At 63.4% G+C, this 15,203-nt stretch carries 13 protein-coding genes, 1 tRNA gene and 2 pseudogenes; 10 read left to right on the forward strand and 6 right to left on the reverse strand.

All coding sequences use genetic code 11. The features are described from left to right. Positions 1 to 8 precede the first annotated feature (8 nt). A pseudogene (locus ACNA0R_RS22545) lies at positions 9 to 691 on the reverse strand (DUF4424 family protein). 140 nt (positions 692 to 831) lie between these two features. Between ACNA0R_RS22545 and ACNA0R_RS22550 the strand changes: the two are divergent. Together ACNA0R_RS22550 and ACNA0R_RS22555 are read left to right on the forward strand one after the other, a co-directional pair. Further along, positions 832 to 1,509, forward strand: a complete 678-nt coding sequence (locus ACNA0R_RS22550; RefSeq protein WP_415828306.1) for a hypothetical protein — start codon at positions 832 to 834, stop codon at positions 1,507 to 1,509. 73 nt (positions 1,510 to 1,582) lie between these two features. Next, positions 1,583 to 2,035, forward strand: coding sequence for a hypothetical protein (locus ACNA0R_RS22555; protein ID WP_415828307.1), 453 nt, complete (start codon positions 1,583 to 1,585; stop codon positions 2,033 to 2,035). A 17-nt stretch (positions 2,036 to 2,052) separates the two neighbouring features. On the opposite strand, the gene ACNA0R_RS22560 is transcribed toward ACNA0R_RS22555, so the two are convergent. The 3 genes from ACNA0R_RS22560 to ACNA0R_RS22570 all read right to left on the reverse strand — a co-directional run bounded on the left by ACNA0R_RS22560 (position 2,053) and on the right by ACNA0R_RS22570 (position 3,534). Then, a complete protein-coding gene (locus ACNA0R_RS22560) occupies positions 2,053 to 2,523 on the reverse strand; it encodes a lysozyme inhibitor LprI family protein (RefSeq protein ID WP_415828308.1) in 471 nt (156 codons plus the stop codon). A 68-nt stretch (positions 2,524 to 2,591) separates the two neighbouring features. Then, the gene (locus ACNA0R_RS22565; RefSeq protein ID WP_415828309.1) at positions 2,592 to 3,083 is read right to left on the reverse strand and encodes a DUF4189 domain-containing protein; all 492 of its coding nucleotides are present in this window, start codon (positions 3,081 to 3,083) and stop codon (positions 2,592 to 2,594) included. 360 nt (positions 3,084 to 3,443) lie between these two features. After that, a tRNA-Ser gene (locus ACNA0R_RS22570) sits at positions 3,444 to 3,534 on the reverse strand. Positions 3,535 to 3,800: 266 nt separating this feature from the next. Here ACNA0R_RS22570 and ACNA0R_RS22575 point away from each other — a divergent pair. From ACNA0R_RS22575 to yaaA, 3 genes are all read left to right on the forward strand, one after another. Next, positions 3,801 to 4,958: a cation:proton antiporter domain-containing protein gene (locus ACNA0R_RS22575; protein WP_415828310.1), complete on the forward strand. Its 1,158-nt coding sequence runs from the start codon at positions 3,801 to 3,803 to the stop codon at positions 4,956 to 4,958. 83 nt (positions 4,959 to 5,041) lie between these two features. Continuing rightward, positions 5,042 to 5,824, forward strand: coding sequence for a 3-hydroxybutyrate dehydrogenase (locus ACNA0R_RS22580; protein WP_415828311.1), 783 nt, complete (start codon positions 5,042 to 5,044; stop codon positions 5,822 to 5,824). 35 nt (positions 5,825 to 5,859) lie between these two features. Next, complete coding sequence (yaaA, locus tag ACNA0R_RS22585; RefSeq protein ID WP_415828312.1) at positions 5,860 to 6,633, forward strand: peroxide stress protein YaaA; 774 nt, start codon at positions 5,860 to 5,862, stop codon at positions 6,631 to 6,633. 66 nt (positions 6,634 to 6,699) lie between these two features. Here yaaA and ACNA0R_RS22590 read toward each other — a convergent pair whose 3' ends face one another. Next, positions 6,700 to 8,916, reverse strand: a complete 2,217-nt coding sequence (locus ACNA0R_RS22590; RefSeq protein ID WP_415828313.1) for an FUSC family protein — start codon at positions 8,914 to 8,916, stop codon at positions 6,700 to 6,702. A 657-nt stretch (positions 8,917 to 9,573) separates the two neighbouring features. Between ACNA0R_RS22590 and ACNA0R_RS22595 the strand changes: the two are divergent. The 5 genes and pseudogenes from ACNA0R_RS22595 to pssA form a co-directional block, all read left to right on the forward strand. Next, positions 9,574 to 11,292 (forward strand): annotated as a pseudogene (locus ACNA0R_RS22595) (acetolactate synthase 3 catalytic subunit); the annotation flags it as partial. A gap of 9 nt (positions 11,293 to 11,301) precedes the next feature. Further along, the gene (gene ilvN, locus ACNA0R_RS22600; RefSeq protein ID WP_066353686.1) at positions 11,302 to 11,793 is read left to right on the forward strand and encodes an acetolactate synthase small subunit; all 492 of its coding nucleotides are present in this window, start codon (positions 11,302 to 11,304) and stop codon (positions 11,791 to 11,793) included. A 67-nt stretch (positions 11,794 to 11,860) separates the two neighbouring features. Continuing rightward, positions 11,861 to 12,877, forward strand: a complete 1,017-nt coding sequence (gene ilvC, locus ACNA0R_RS22605; protein WP_066353683.1) for a ketol-acid reductoisomerase — start codon at positions 11,861 to 11,863, stop codon at positions 12,875 to 12,877. A gap of 198 nt (positions 12,878 to 13,075) precedes the next feature. After that, complete coding sequence (locus tag ACNA0R_RS22610) at positions 13,076 to 13,747, forward strand: phosphatidylserine decarboxylase (protein ID WP_415828314.1); 672 nt, start codon at positions 13,076 to 13,078, stop codon at positions 13,745 to 13,747. Further along, positions 13,629 to 14,516, forward strand: a complete 888-nt coding sequence (gene pssA / locus ACNA0R_RS22615) for a CDP-diacylglycerol--serine O-phosphatidyltransferase (protein WP_415828315.1) — start codon at positions 13,629 to 13,631, stop codon at positions 14,514 to 14,516. Before ACNA0R_RS22610 ends, pssA begins: the two co-directional genes overlap by 119 nt. 73 nt (positions 14,517 to 14,589) lie before the next feature. Here pssA and ACNA0R_RS22620 read toward each other — a convergent pair whose 3' ends face one another. Then, entirely contained in the window at positions 14,590 to 15,036 is a 447-nt protein-coding gene (locus ACNA0R_RS22620) for a hypothetical protein (protein ID WP_415828324.1), read from the reverse strand. Positions 15,037 to 15,203: the final 167 nt, after the last annotated feature.

A 15,203-nucleotide genomic window follows, 5' to 3' on the forward strand; every position in this document is an offset into this window, starting at 1 on the left:
ATCAACTTTCATGCCGGATCATGTATCGGCGCGGCCCCGCACGATCCGGTGTGCAGGAGATAGCTCACACGCTTTTCCACCACGATGCGTTGTTGTTCAGCGGCAGCACCGTCTTCCGAAGCGATGCTCGTCCCGATCGACGAGCCTACCACCGGCGTGTAATGGTGGGCGATCGTGAGTTCGCGCCCGGCGGGAAACGTTACCGAGAAGGAATACGTACCGCGCACTGTCCATCCTGGGACGATGCCGGTTTTCCCGTCCTCTTCCACTTCGTCCGCGAGGCCGAGCTTGACGAACTTCTGTTGTAGCGTGGGAGACAGCCTGGAGAGTCCTTCATATGACGCGTCCGGTAGATCGGGATATGCAGGCTGTTCAGTAGCGCGGTCTGGTCCGCACCGTTGCCATAGGCCTTCAATTCCACTTTATCCACGGCTGGCTTGCCATCGACCGTGGTGGAGAAGCCAAGGTAGTTATCCGTGCCGGGAAAAGGCACGTCGGTCACGCCGTTGATGAAGTCCAGCCGTACACCCGGCATCGGGAATGCCACAGCGAGGGTTTGATCGTTCGTGGCTTGATTCAAGAAGTGATCGGTGACGGCAATTTTCTTGGTTGAGACGAGAAGATCCTCGGCACGCAAGGTGATGCCGGTGGTGCGCGGCAGAACTAAACCGCCAGCGGCCAACTGAGCCACGCATCGCTCGAAGCCGTATCCCCAAGAAGCAAGAGCGAAGCGGCGAGTCCCGCAATTACGAGGCGCTTTTGTTTCATGATCGTCATGTTTCGGCAGAGACCGGCAGGAATTGGATGCACCGAGCCAGGGCTGTAGCGGTGATGAGAGTATTACTCGGCGAGGTAAACTTCGTCGCTGGACGTGTGCGCACTTTGAGTTTCAGCAAAATGAAATCAAAAATGATCAGAGGCGGATTACTCGGCCTTGTGCTCGTTCTTGCCGGGCTGGTGCCCCAGGCCCCGACCCAAGCCCGCGCCATCGCGGACCACGAACCTCGGCTTAATCCCTCGCCGCAGCTGCACTACACCGTGCAAGCCGTCGTTCATGCGGCGCCGGGGCCGTTCGAGCGCGTCGAAGGCCATGTGAACTATAGCGTCGTCACGCCTGCCTGCGTGCCATTGACACCCGTGACCGGCGCAACGGTGGTTCCCGAAAAACGAGTGCCGGTGGCCTTCATCCCCGCGGGCGACAACGCGTATAAGGCTGACGTCGTGCTTGACCGTTTCCTGGACGAGGACTATTTCGGGCAGGGGGTATGCCGGTGGTCGATCGTGGGCATTACGGTTGAACTTCATCATTCCAAGGTGATGTTCAGCCCCGCGCTCTACGACGAAGATTTCCTTGCCGGGAAGAAGGTCACGCGATTCTTTTCAGTAAGATCATACGGCCATGCCGAGAACGCGCGCATTGACATCGGCGCCACGAACGCCAGCGCATTCGACAATCCTGATGCGACATTTTCGATCAGCATGCAGGCTGATCGAGCTGTGCCGAATTAGGGCGCGGCACCCTGGGTATTCCATCTAAGCGCTTTTCGTATTACGCGAAACTAATCACATGACACGAAAGACAATGAAGCAGCTCCGGCGAGTATGTCTACTGACGGGCCTGATCCTTGCCTCGCCTGCCATGGCGGCAGCGGGCTTTCAGGGCGATTGGGTATACCAGCAAACATGTGGCTGGCGGCATGCGGCTGGCGTCAGTCTGAAGGTCCGCGATGGGAAGGTGACCGGTACCTGGAGCGACGGATCCGGCCGTGGTATCGGCGAGCAAGGATCCTTGCAGGGCGATATTCGCGACGGCAAGCTGTACGCACATTTCTGCACGGACAGCCCCGAGGAGATGGCCTCGGACGCCGCATGCACGAACTTCGATACGACACAGGCGGATTATTTCGTGGTGCGGGGCGACCAGTTGGATTGGTATCGGCCGTCCGGGCAGGAAAATGTGAAGTACCTGACGCTGCACCGGAGAATCGCAGGTAAGAGAACGCCCACCGATAATCACTGCGAAGACGAGCAGTAGGACCGCGATTGCGGGCGTTATTGATCAGCCGGGCCCAGCGCCTGAGCCCAGTTCTTTCGCATCGCCGCCAGACGTGCGACGTAGACGGACTCCAGGCACGCCGCGTCTTTACAGCGGTCCCGTACCGTGGTGCGCCAGCGAGCCTGCTCTTCGCCAGCCGGATCGATCAGCTTCCCGGTTTCGCCATCGTGGCCGGCGGTCTCGTCTTCGATCTTCTCGAATAACACTTTCATCTGATCGTCGAGCTTGGACAGCTTGGGAACCGAGCAGATCAGGTGCTCGACATGGGTTTTGGCAAACTTGCAGTCGAAACCGGCTGCGCGAGCCATGCCCGGTGCCAACATCGCGGCCAACACGATCGCTCCGCTCGTGCCCAGGCACGCCATTAAGCGGATCGCGGCTCCGCACCTGTATTGCGCTGGTGTGGCTTCATCGCCGGAGCGCCGCGCGAGCCGTGGCCGCGTCTGTTCAAATTCGTTGGCTGTCATCGAAACCTTTACCATCCATCACTCCGCCTGGTGGCGTATCCCACAGGGTCAGGGCGCCCACGATCAGGTCATTGCACTCGGACGGCATCGCTGCAGGCGCTGTAGACGACGGCGCAGCGCGCCTTGCCCCCACACCTCTCCACGGATTTGAATTCGGCCCGGCTCTTGTCCGGTCCGGTAAAGGTCACGACGTCCCCACCGCCTTTTTCCTGGGCGACGGCGACGCACTGGTTGTGGTACGTGGTCTTGATCTCGCATTGGGTACCGCCTGCGCTCTTGCACCGGGCCAGCGCGACCGAGATAGCGGAATCCTTGCTCATTTCGGTATCCGACATGCCCGCCCGGCCGACGCCCATGTCTATGGCGATAGCGCCCCAGGTTTCGTGCCAGACAGGAGGCGGTGGCGACGGGGTATCCATGCCCTGGTTGTAGGGCGAGTTCTGCATCGTGGGCGGAATACATCCCGGATTGCCCGCACCCGGGATGCCGGGCGCGCACTGTGCATGAACGGTCAAGGGAGCGGCAAGCAAAATCCAAAACCCGAAGGCGATAAATTTCATCAGGCGGTTTCCTCAAAACGAAGGGCAGGGCCTTTGGGGCGCTGCCCATGGGTGCTCGGTTACGGCGCTGGTAGACCAGCGCATATTATCTGTCGGCAACCCCAAAGAACAACATTGGCCAACGCCAAAAGACGGGGGGCAATTTCCTTGTCCGGCGGGTCTGCCTTGGCCAGTGCCTCGCGCAATATCAAGAGCCATCCGATTCTTCTCCTGGTGAAACTCGGGTACGACGGCGGCATCGCGGGCTTGAACAGATATTGGTTCTAGCCATTTACCGACGCCAATTACTGGCTCTAAAGGTTCGTTGGGGATAGGGAAACGAAAAAAGCCCCTGACTCGCGTCAGGGGCTTTTCATATCTTGGCGGAGAGGGTGGGATTCGAACCCACGGTACGGGGAAACCGTACGCCTGATTTCGAGTCAGGTACATTCGACCACTCTGCCACCTCTCCTGGTGCGTTCCTCGCGGCGGCTCCCTGGTCTTGCCTGATCAGCGCGTCCCGATGCAGGTACATCGGAAACGAGCCAGGCAATGACGGGGTGGTCAACAGACGCCGTAGGGCTGCTCTTCGAACCTAAAACGACTACAGCCCAGGTCCGGTGAGCAGCAAAGCCCGCTATTCTACCAGCAATTTCGTTTCCTGTATTCCTTCCCTAAGCCGGGCACCGGACACCGTAATTTCTTGTCAGAATATGTGTTCTGTCCGGCAAGGTGGCCATGGAACTTATCGTTGTCCTGTTGTTGTCCGCGGTCATTTGCGTGCCGCTTACCCAGGTGCTGGGCCTGGGGACCATTCCAGGGTATCTGCTCGCTGGCATCATCATCGGCCCTTCCGGGCTGAAGCTGGTCACCGACGTTCCCGCCATCGTCGATATCTCGCAGTGGGGCGTGGTGATGATGCTGTTCGTCATCGGCCTGGAGCTGGCGCCGTCCCGCCTGTGGGGCATGCGGCGGGAGGTCTTCGGCGTGGGCATCTTCCAGATGGTGGCCTGCGCCGGGGTGCTGTCGTTGCTGATGGGGCTGGTTCTGGGCCATCTGATCGATATGCCCTGGACCGGCGCCATTGTTTGCGGCTGCGCGTTGGCGCTGTCGTCTACCGCCGTGGCGATGCGCCTGCTGGACGAGCGGGAGCTTAGCCGCACGCCCATGGGCCGCACGGCGCTGGGCGTGCTGCTGCTGCAGGACATGGCCGCCATTCCCATGCTGATCGCGCTGGGCATCATAGGCGGCGGCGGTACGCGGGCGCCGTCCTTCGTGTCGGCGCTGGTGGCGGTGGCCGTCGTGCTGACCTGCTATCGCCTGCGGGTCATCAGCTGGGCCGAGCGGGCGCAACTACGGGAATTGTTCACCGCCGCGACCTTGCTGGTGGTGATCGGCTCGGCCCAGCTGTTCGATTATGCGGGGCTGTCCGCCGGCCTGGGCGGTTTCCTGGTGGGCGTGCTATTGGCGAAATCCAAGTACCGCGAGTTGATGGAGACGTCCATCGAGCCGTTCAAGGGGCTGCTGCTGGGTCTGTTTTTTCTCGGCATCGGCATGTCGATCAACCTGGACGTCGTGCGCGAGCATTGGCGCTTTATCCTGTTCAGCGTGGCGGCCTTGCTGATGGTCAAAGGCGTGATCCTGTATGGAATCGCCCGGATGTCTGGCTTGCCTACCTACCACCGGTTGCCGTTTGCCATCGCCTTGGCGCAGGGCGGGGAGTTCGGCTTCGCGCTTTTCAATGAAGCCTGGGACAACGGCCTGCTCTCCGCTCCTCACCGCGACCTGATTTCGGTGGTGGTCGCGGTATCGATGGCGGTGGTGCCCGTCCTGATCAAACTGGTCGACCGTATGCAGCCCAAGCGCGTGGAAGGCTACACTTCCGGGGCACCCTGACCGGGTGCCCCGCGCAGGCTGGCCGGCCATCCGCCACCCGTCATCCCGCCTATCCTCGATCCTTGCCGGAAAGGAGCTTCGTCATGCTGAAAGGTAAAGTCGCCGTCGTTACTGGATCCACCAGCGGTATCGGCCTGGGTATTGCCACCGCGCTTGCCGCGCAGGGGGCGGACATCGTGTTGAACGGTTTTGGCGATGCGGCGGAAATCGAGAAGACGCGGGCTGGCCTGGCCTTGGCGCACGGCGTCAAGGCCACCTATGACGGCGCGGACCTGAGCAAGGGCGTCGCGGTGCGCCAACTGGTGGAAAACGCCGTGTCGGCGTTTGGCCGCATCGATATCCTGGTGAACAACGCCGGGATCCAGCATACGGATTTGATCGAGAATTTCCCGCCGGAGAAGTGGGATGCCATCATCGCGCTGAACCTGTCGGCGGTGTTCCACGGCTCGGCGGCCGCGCTGCCCCATATGAAAAAGCAGAAATGGGGTCGGATCATCAATATCGCGTCGGCGCATGGCTTGGTGGGCTCGGCCAGCAAGTCCGCCTATGTGGCGGCCAAGCATGGGGTGATCGGCCTGACCAAGGTGACAGCGCTGGAAACCGCCGGTCTGGGTGTCACGGCCAATGCGATTTGCCCCGGCTGGGTGCGTACCGCCCTGGTCGAGAAGCAGATCACGGCCATCGCGGCCAAGGACGGCGTCGACCAGGAAACCGCCGCGCGCGAGCTGCTGGGCGAGAAGCAGCCGTCGCTGCAGTTCGTGACGCCGGAGCAGTTGGGTGGCACCGCGGTGTATCTGTGCTCGCCGGCGGCGGACCAGGTCACCGGCGCGTCGATATCGGTCGATGGCGGGTGGACGGCGCGGTAACTCACACTTTTCAACCATCAAGGACATCTTCGAACATGCTGTTTTTGCTGTCTCCCGCCAAGAAGCTGGACTACGACACGCCGCTGGGCGTGGATCTGCATACCCAGCCGCTTTTCGTCGACCAGGCGGCCGCGCTGATCAAGGTGCTGAAGAAGAAAAGCGCCGAGGACATCGCCGGGTTGATGGATCTAAGCCCGGCGCTGTCCGAGCTGAACGCGAAGCGCTACGCGGCGTGGAAACCTACGTTCACGCAGCAGAACGCCCGGCCGGCGATTCTTGCTTTCAACGGCGACGTCTATGAAGGCCTGCAAGCCCCCACGCTCAGCGCGGCGCAGCTGGAATGGGCGCAGGAGCACGTAGCGATCCTCAGCGGCCTGTACGGTGTGCTGCGTCCGCTGGACCTGATGCAGCCTTACCGCCTCGAAATGGGCACCCGCCTGGAAACGCCGCGCGGCAAGGACCTGTATGAGTTCTGGGGTACCGAGATCGCCGAGTATCTGAACGAGCGCCTGGAAGGCAGCAAGAAGCCCGTCGTGATCAACCTGGCATCCGAGGAATACTTCAAATCGGTGGACTTGAAGACCTTGAAAGCCCGCGTGGTCCAGTGCGTGTTCCAGGATTGGAAGAACGGCGCCTATAAGATCATCAGCTTCAACGCCAAGCGGGCGCGCGGGTTGATGGCGCGCTACGCCATCCAGCACAAGGCCGCCACGCCGGAGCGCCTGCAGGGCTTCGACGCCGAGGGCTATGCCTACGACCCGTCGGTGTCGACGCCGGACAAGCTGGTGTTTCGCCGGAAGTTGGCCTGAGGCGGCGCGGCGCCGCCGCGGGGCTTCCAGTGCCGCGCCGGCTGAAGCCGCCGGCGCGCGGCCGCTTCAACCATCCAGCGCAGCGCTCTCCTGCCGGATCATCTGCCCGGCGCGCACCATCAGCTTCAGCGGATAGGCCAGCGATGCCAGCTCGCCCTGCGTGTCCAACTGTTCCGGCAGCGGCGGCACGGGGGGGCGAGCGGGGTCCAGCATGACGATTATCGCTTCCAGCGTTGCATTCACCGACGATGGCGGTTCCTGGCTCAGCGTCGCCAGCGTCGGCACCGCCGCCGTGGTCTGCGAGGCCAGAATGTGGTTCTGGATAAGCAGATTGTTCATCTCCGGCACGAACTGCTGCCGAGACTGCGGTTCGCTCATCATGCGGTAGAAGGCCTCGGCGAAGTTGCTGAAGGCGATATGCACATTCTTGCGCGCCAGCCGCCAGTTCAGGTCTGCGTCCACCTCGGCTTGCGTGGGGGCCGGCTCGGGCACGGGACCCTGGGCCTGGTCGGGCGTTTCGCGGCGGGCCTGTTTTTCCCGCATCACGCCGGCATATTGCAGTCCCGCGCGCAGGTATTCCCGGTTGGCCTTGATCGCCGCGCGCGCCAGCGGCGGCAGGAAGCGCGCCTCCCACCAGGGAAAGGCATAGCTGCAGGCCAGCGACAAGGCGCAGCCGATCAGGGTATCGATCGCACGTTCGCCGATCACGTTCATCGACACCGTGCCCGGCGACACGAAGTGGAACACCAGCACCACGAACAGGGTATTGAAGATGGCGCTGGCCATGTAGTTCAGCTGCACCAGGCTGTTGCCCATGATGCAGGCGGCCAGCAGGGCGACGAACAGGATCTCCGGACTGCTCGTCACGTTCAACAGGATCAGGGCCATTACGCAGCCGATCAGCGTGCCCGTCAGCCGCCAGCCGTTGCGTTGCCGTGTCAGCGCAAAGCCCGGCTTCATGATGATGACGATGGTCAGCATGATCCAGTAATTGTGCGCGGAGAACGTCTCCGACACCCATAGCTCGCTGATCGTCATGGCCAGGGCGGCCGCCAGCGTCACCCGCAGCGCGTAGCGGAAGTTCGGCGAATCCAGGCGCAGATTGCTGGTGATCATGCCGAAGCGGAATTCCTGCCGCGTCATGAAGCGCGTCAGCGACTTGTCGATGCGCAGGGCGCTGGTGGGCTTGGCGTCCGGGCGGCCCAGGGTATGGTCGGCCAGCCGCTCGATAATGCGCGAGGCGTTGCGCAGGCGGCGCTGGATCTGGATGACCAGGGCGTAGATATCGGGTTCGCGCTCGGCCAGGCCCTGCTGCTTGAGCTGGTCGATCTCGTATTCGATGGCGCGCAATTCGGCCTTGATGCTGGTGCGCCGCTGCACCGGACGGCCCTGGGAGATGCTCAGGGCGATGCGCTCCAGGTTCAGCGACATCTTCAGCAGCGAGTCGCGCATGAAGATCAGCACATCGTTGCCCGTCAGTGCGCGGCGCAGCGTGGCATAGTCGGTGTGGGTGGCGAACAGCGTGTCGACCAGCTGGAGCATGTCGACGAACATATTGAAGATCATGACACGGCGGGAGTCGCCCCAGCCCTTGCCGCGCGGCAGCGCGCGCAGCACCACGTCGCGGGCGGCCTGGTGCTTTTCCGTCATGTTGGACTGGCGCTGGATCAGCGTGCGGTAGGAGTCCTCCAAATCGTCGGCCTCGTCGTAGAACGAGGCGCGCGCGGCCACGTAGTCGGCGGTGGCGAACAGGGCGACCGACATGGCCTGCTGTTCCTCGCGCAGCCAGAACAGGCGGCTGAAACCCAGGCTGAACGCCAGGTAGAAGAGGGCGCCCGCGAGGGTGCCGGCGGCGTGCAGCAGCACCTGGTTGGCCGGCAGCGGCGAATGCATGGTCAGGGCCATGACCAGCAGGCCGGCAAAGCCGATCAGGCCGCCGCGCTTGCCGAAGACCGTGAACAGGGAATAGAAGAAGCACTGCGCGATAACCGCCAGCCACAGGGCCAGGCGGTCGGTGGAGGCGAAACCGGTGATGCAGACCGTCAGCGTGGCCAGGACCGCCCCGCCCAGCATCTCGTTGGTCCTATGCTGCTGCGGCCCGCCCGGCTGGTCGATGATGGCCACGCACTGCGCGCCGAAGGTGGCCACCAGCCCCAGGGTGTATTCGCCGAACAGCACCCCCAGGATCAGGACGGGCAGCAGCATGCCCACCCCCTGACGCACGCCCCCAAAGAAGTAATGGCTGTAGATGAAGCGGCGGAGATTCGCGATGCGCAAGTCCATGGATGGCGGCTTGGGGACGAATGGGGATGGGATAGATGGCAAGTATAGAGAGTCCCCGATTATTTGCCGGGCCGCGCAGGCCGGCCGGGGCGGGGGCCTCCGGCGTCGTGGGCGATCGGCAAGCCCGTTCGCGCGACGGCCGCGCGCCGGGCGAGGCGGTGAGCGTGATGCCGGGCCGAGGCGCGCACTGGCGCCTGCCCGGCACCGACCTGGACCGGCCCCAGGGCCGCCCGCTGTGGCATGAAACCCACGCGTTGAATTCCCCTTGCTTCCGTAAACTTGTCTGATTTGCTAGTAAACCCTTAAACACGGTAAATTCACCGATTCCCGCCGTCCCGTCATCCAGGGCCGGGGGGAATGGTTTGCCAGTTTTCCGGTCTACCGACCGGTTCGATGCGCCAGCAGTACCCTGCCGTTTGGCCGTGCCACAAGCGCGTAGTCAAGGGCTTCCATTTCGATCTCCGGCGCCCATGGGGGCGCTATGCACTGCGTACTGGAAGGACGCGTGCCGGGTCGGCAAGGCATCCGGGTGGAGCGATTCCGTGAATCGCGAAGCGCCGGGTCGTGTTGTCGGGGCCGGTATCGGGTTCAGCAGCCGACTATCCCTGGATATGACGGCGCCGCACTCCTGAAACGCAGGGCCGGAACACTGAAAGGAACGACAATATGGAACTCAATGGCGCCGACATCGTCGTGCGCTGCCTGGCCGATGAGGGCGTGGAACACGTCTTTGGCTATCCTGGCGGCGCGGTGCTCTACATCTACGACGCAATCTTCAAGCAGGACAAGTTCCAGCACATCCTGGTACGCCACGAGCAGGCCGCCGTGCATGCCGCCGATGCCTATTCGCGTTCGTCGAACAAGGTGGGCGTGTGCATCGTCACCAGCGGCCCCGGCGTCACCAATGCCGTGACCGGCATCGCCACCGCCTACATGGACTCCATCCCGCTGGTCATCATCAGCGGGCAGGTGCCGACCGCCGCCATCGGCGAGGACGCCTTCCAGGAGTGCGACACGGTCGGCATTACCCGGCCCTGCGTCAAGCACAACTTCCTGGTGCGCGACGTCAAGGACCTGGCCGACACGATGCGGCGCGCCTTCTACATCGCGCGCACCGGCCGTCCCGGTCCCGTGCTGGTGGATATACCCAAGGACATCACGCTGGCCCCGTGCAAATACGTGCCGCCCAAGGGCGAGATCACGATGCGCTCGTACGCCCCCGTCAACAAGGGGCACCAGGGCCAGATCAAGAAAGCCGTGCAGATGCTGCTGGCGGCCGAGCGCCCCATGATCTATACGGGCGGCGGCGTCATCCTGTCGGACGCCGCGGCCGAGCTGCGCGCGGTGGTCGACCTGCTGGGCGCGCCCTGCACGAATACCCTGATGGGCCTGGGCTCGCTGCCCGCCGACCATCAGGCTTTCCTGGGCATGCCGGGCATGCACGGCACCTACGAAGCCAATATGGCGATGCAGCACTGCGACGTGCTGCTGGCCATCGGCGCGCGTTTCGACGATCGCGTCATCGGCAATCCCAAGCATTTCGCGCAGAACCCGCGCAAGATCATCCACGTCGATATCGATCCGTCGTCGATCTCCAAGCGCGTGCGCGTGGACGTGCCCATCGTCGGCAACGTCAAGGACGTGCTGATCGAAATGCTGGCGCAGCTGCGCGTGGCCGACGTCAAGCCGCCTTCGCTGGAAAAGTGGTGGCAGCAGGTGCAGGAATGGCGCGGCAAGGAATGCCTGAAATTCGCCAATTCCACCAGCGTCATCAAGCCGCAATTCGTGGTGGAGAAGCTGTGGGAAGTGACCGGCGGCAATGCCTTCGTCACTTCCGACGTGGGCCAGCACCAGATGTGGGCCGCGCAGTACTACCGTTTCGGCCAGCCGCGCCGCTGGATCAATTCCGGGGGGCTGGGCACCATGGGCGTGGGCCTGCCGTACGCCATGGGCGTGCAGATGGCCAATCCTGGACAAGACGTGGCGGTGATCACCGGCGAAGCGTCCATCCAGATGAACATCCAGGAACTGTCCACCTGCCATCAATACCATCTGACGCCCAAGATCATCTGCCTGAACAACCGCTTCCTGGGCATGGTGCGGCAATGGCAGCAGATCGACTACGGCTCGCGCTATTCCGAGTCGTACATGGATTCGCTGCCTGATTTCGTCAAGGTGGCGGAAGCCTATGGCCACGTGGGACTGCGCATCGAAAGCCCGTCCGACGTCGAACCCGCGCTGCGCGAGGCATTCAAAAAGCACAAGGATCGCCTGGTGTTCCTGGACTTCATTACGGACCGTACGGAAAACGTGTGGCCGATGGTCAAGGCCGGCCGTGGCCTGACCGAAATGCTGCTGGGTTCCGAGGATCTGTAAGGGGGCGACATGAAACACGTGATTTCGGTTTTGCTGGAAAACGAACCCGGCGCGCTGTCGCGCGTGGTGGGCCTGTTTTCCGCCCGCGGCTACAACATTGAAACGCTGACCGTGGCGCCTACGGAAGACGCCACGCTGTCGCGCATGACCATCGTCACCACCGGGTCCGATGAAGTCATCGAACAGATCACCAAGCACTTGAACCGTCTGGTCGACGTGGTCAAGGTGGTGGACCTGACCGAAGGGGCGCACATCGAACGCGAGCTGATGCTGGTGAAGGTGCGCGCGGTAGGGAAGGAACGCGAGGAAATGAAGCGCATGGCGGATATCTTCCGCGGGCGCATCATCGACGTAACCGACAAGTCGTACACCATCGAACTGACCGGTGTGCAGGAGAAGATCTCGGCCTTTATCGAGGCGCTGGATCGCAGTGCGATCCTGGAAACCGTACGTACCGGGGTTTCCGGGATTGGTCGCGGGGAACGCGTGCTGAAGCTATGACCGGCCTCGGCCGATCGATCATTATCTGTTCATTCATTACTGAAGAAAGAATTCTGGAGCTACCCAAATGAAAGTTTTCTACGACAAGGACTGCGACCTCTCCCTGATCAAGGGCCGTACGGTCGCCATCATCGGCTATGGCTCGCAAGGCCATGCGCACGCGCTGAACCTGCATGAATCCGGCGTCAAGGTCGTGGTCGGCCTGCGCAAGGGCGGCGCGTCGTGGAACAAGGCCGCCAATGCCGGCCTGAAGGTCCAGGAAGTGGCCGAAGCCGTCAAGGGCGCCGACGTCGTCATGATGCTGCTGCCCGACGAGAACATCGCCAAGGTCTACCGCGACGAAGTCCACGCCAACATCAAGGCCGGCGCCGCCCTGGCGTTCGCCCACGGCTTCAACGTCCACTACGGCCAGGTCGTGCCGCGCGACGACATCGACGTCATCATGGTCGCCCCCAAGGCCCCCGGCCACACCGTGCGCTCCACCTACACCCAAGGCGGCGGCGTGCCGCACCTGGTCGCCGTGTACCAGGACAAGTCGGGCGCCGCGCGCGACGTCGCGCTGTCCTACGCCAGCGCCAACGGCGGCGGCCGTGCCGGCATCATCGAAACCAACTTCCGCGAAGAAACCGAAACCGACCTGTTCGGCGAACAGGCCGTGCTGTGCGGCGGCACCGTCGAACTGATCAAGGCGGGCTTCGACACCCTGGTGGAAGCCGGTTACGCGCCCGAAATGGCGTATTTCGAGTGCCTGCACGAGCTCAAGCTGATCGTCGATCTGATCTATGAAGGCGGCATCGCCAACATGAACTACTCGATCTCGAACAACGCCGAATTCGGCGAGTACGAGACCGGGCCCAAGATCGTCACCGCGCAGACCCGCGAAGCCATGCGCCAGGCCCTGGCCGACATCCAGAACGGCGAATACGCCAAGCGCTTCATCCTGGAAAACGCCGCCGGCGCACCGACCCTGACCTCGCGCCGCCGCATCAACGCGGAATCGCAGATCGAACAGGTCGGCAGCAAGCTGCGCGCGATGATGCCCTGGATCGCCGCCAACAAGCTGGTGGACAAGTCCAAGAACTGATCGCGCCGCCCGGCCAGCCCGGGTATGCGGATTGCTCGAGCGGCATGCCCAGGCATGCCGCTTTTTTGTTTTGTTTGCGGTTGCGTCGGCCGAAGCCACGGGCAGCGTGCGTGGAATGCCGTTTTTGTCGCATACTCGCAGCGATCGGCGCCGCCGCCCGGGCACTAACGGGGCCATATCGGTTAACCTTCGCCTACGATGAATAAACCCCCTTATCCCCATCCCATCATCGCCCGAGAGGGCTGGCCGTTCCTCGCCGGATCGGTGGTCCTGGCGATACTCGTCACCCTATGGTCGCCCGCGGTGTCCATCATTTTCTGGATCATCGCGCTGTTCGTACTGCAGTTTTTCCGCGATCCGCCGCGGATGGCGCCGGATTCCCCGGCCGCCGTGCTGTCGCCCGCCGACGGCCGCGTGGTCGCGGTGGAGACGGTGCGCGATCCCTATGCGGACCGCGACGCGCTGAAAATCAGCGTCTTCATGAACGTGTTCAACGTCCATTCCAACCGCGCGCCCGTCAATGGCCAGGTCATGGACGTCCAGTACTTTCCTGGCAAATTCTTCAATGCGGCGCTGGACAAGGCGTCGCTGGAAAACGAACGCAACGCCATGGTGCTGCGCACACCCGCCGGGCACGTCGTCACCGCGGTCCAGGTGGCCGGCCTGGTGGCCAAGCGCATACTTTGCTACGCCAAGAAAAACGACACGCTGGTGCGCGGCCAGCGCTACGGGTTCATCCGTTTCGGGTCGCGTGTCGACGTTTACCTGCCGCCGGCCGCCCGGCCGCGGGTCGCGCTGGGGGATAAGGTCAGCGCGACCAGCTCCGTGCTGGCGGATCTTCCTGCAACCGACGAAACCACCCATGCCTAGAATGTCGATGCGCGACTCCGAGAACCGCCACCGCAGCATTTACCTGCTGCCCAACGCGTTCACGACGGCGGCCCTGTTTGCCGGTTTCTACGCCGTGGTACAGGCCATGAACAATCAGTTCGAGGCCGCCGCGATCGCGATTTTCGCGGCCATGGTGCTGGACGGCATGGACGGCCGGGTCGCGCGGCTGACAAACACGCAGTCGGCTTTCGGCGAGCAATACGACTCGCTGTCCGACATGACGTCCTTCGGCGTGGCGCCCGCGCTGGTGATGTACGAATGGATGCTCAATGAACTGGGCCGCTGGGGGTGGCTGGCCGCCTTCGTCTATGTGGCGGGCGCGGCGCTGCGGCTCGCGCGGTTCAACACGAATATCGGCGTGGTCGACAAGCGCTTCTTCCAGGGGCTGCCCAGCCCGTCGGCTGCCGCCCTGGTGGCCGGTTATGTCTGGCTGGCGGTGGACAACAAGTTGCCCATCCATGACTCGTTCATGGCCTGGACGGCGTTCTGCGTGACCATGTATGCCGGCATCGCCATGGTTACCAACGCGCCTTTCTACAGCGGCAAGAGCTTCGCCCTGGGCCGCAGCGTGCCGTTCTGGGTGATCCTGCTGGTCGTCGCGGCCTTTGTCTTCGTGTCCAGCGACCCTCCAGTGGTGCTGTTCGGCCTGTTCGTGATCTACGGGATTTCGGGCTGGTTCATCCTGGCCTGGCGCTGGAACCGCGCACGCCGCTGGCAGCGCAACCGGGGGCGGGCGGGCTCGGAATAGGCCGGCGCGCGCGCCGGGCGCCCGTCGTCACCTGACGCCCTCCGCGGTGTCCGCCGCCATCCACCGGCCGGGCTCAGCGGGCGAAGTCCCACTCCTGGTCATACATCGGATCGGGGCCCGGATGGTGGCGGGTGACCCGGTCGCCGTTGCGCCCCATATAGACGTACATCAGCGAGTTCCAGGAATCGTTCTCGCGATAGCGATACGACCACACGACCTGGCGCACGCTGGGCAGGCCCACCTGATCGACGATCGCCGGCGGACCGAATTCGCACAATACGCGGTTGGCCGGCCAGTCGCCCTCGGAGAGCAGGGCGAAATGCTGGTCCGTAAGCAGGCGGTCCACCCGGTCCAGCACTCCGTTCCGGCTTACATTGCCGCCCCAGGCATACTGACCCAGCGGCTGCTGCGTCCAGATGACGCGCTGGCCGCCGTCGGGCAGGGGGCAGGTGAAATTGGGATTGCCGTACTGCGCCACGACCTGGCTGAGCGGGGTGTTCGGCGGCGTGCGCGCCGCCATGTCCGCGCAGCCCGCGAGCACCGCCAGCACGGGCGCCAGGAGCAGGGCGATACGCCCAGGCCGGCGCGGCGCGCGGGCGGGGCCGGCCGGTTTCGCGGCGCCGGGGGAGGGCAAGGGGATGTGCTCAGCCATATGGCCTCCTGTGACAGCGGGGGTAGGGCGTGGTC

Source organism: Bordetella sputigena (genome assembly GCF_965137885.1).
GTDB classification, from domain to species: Bacteria; Pseudomonadota; Gammaproteobacteria; order Burkholderiales; family Burkholderiaceae_B; genus Bordetella_C; species Bordetella_C sputigena.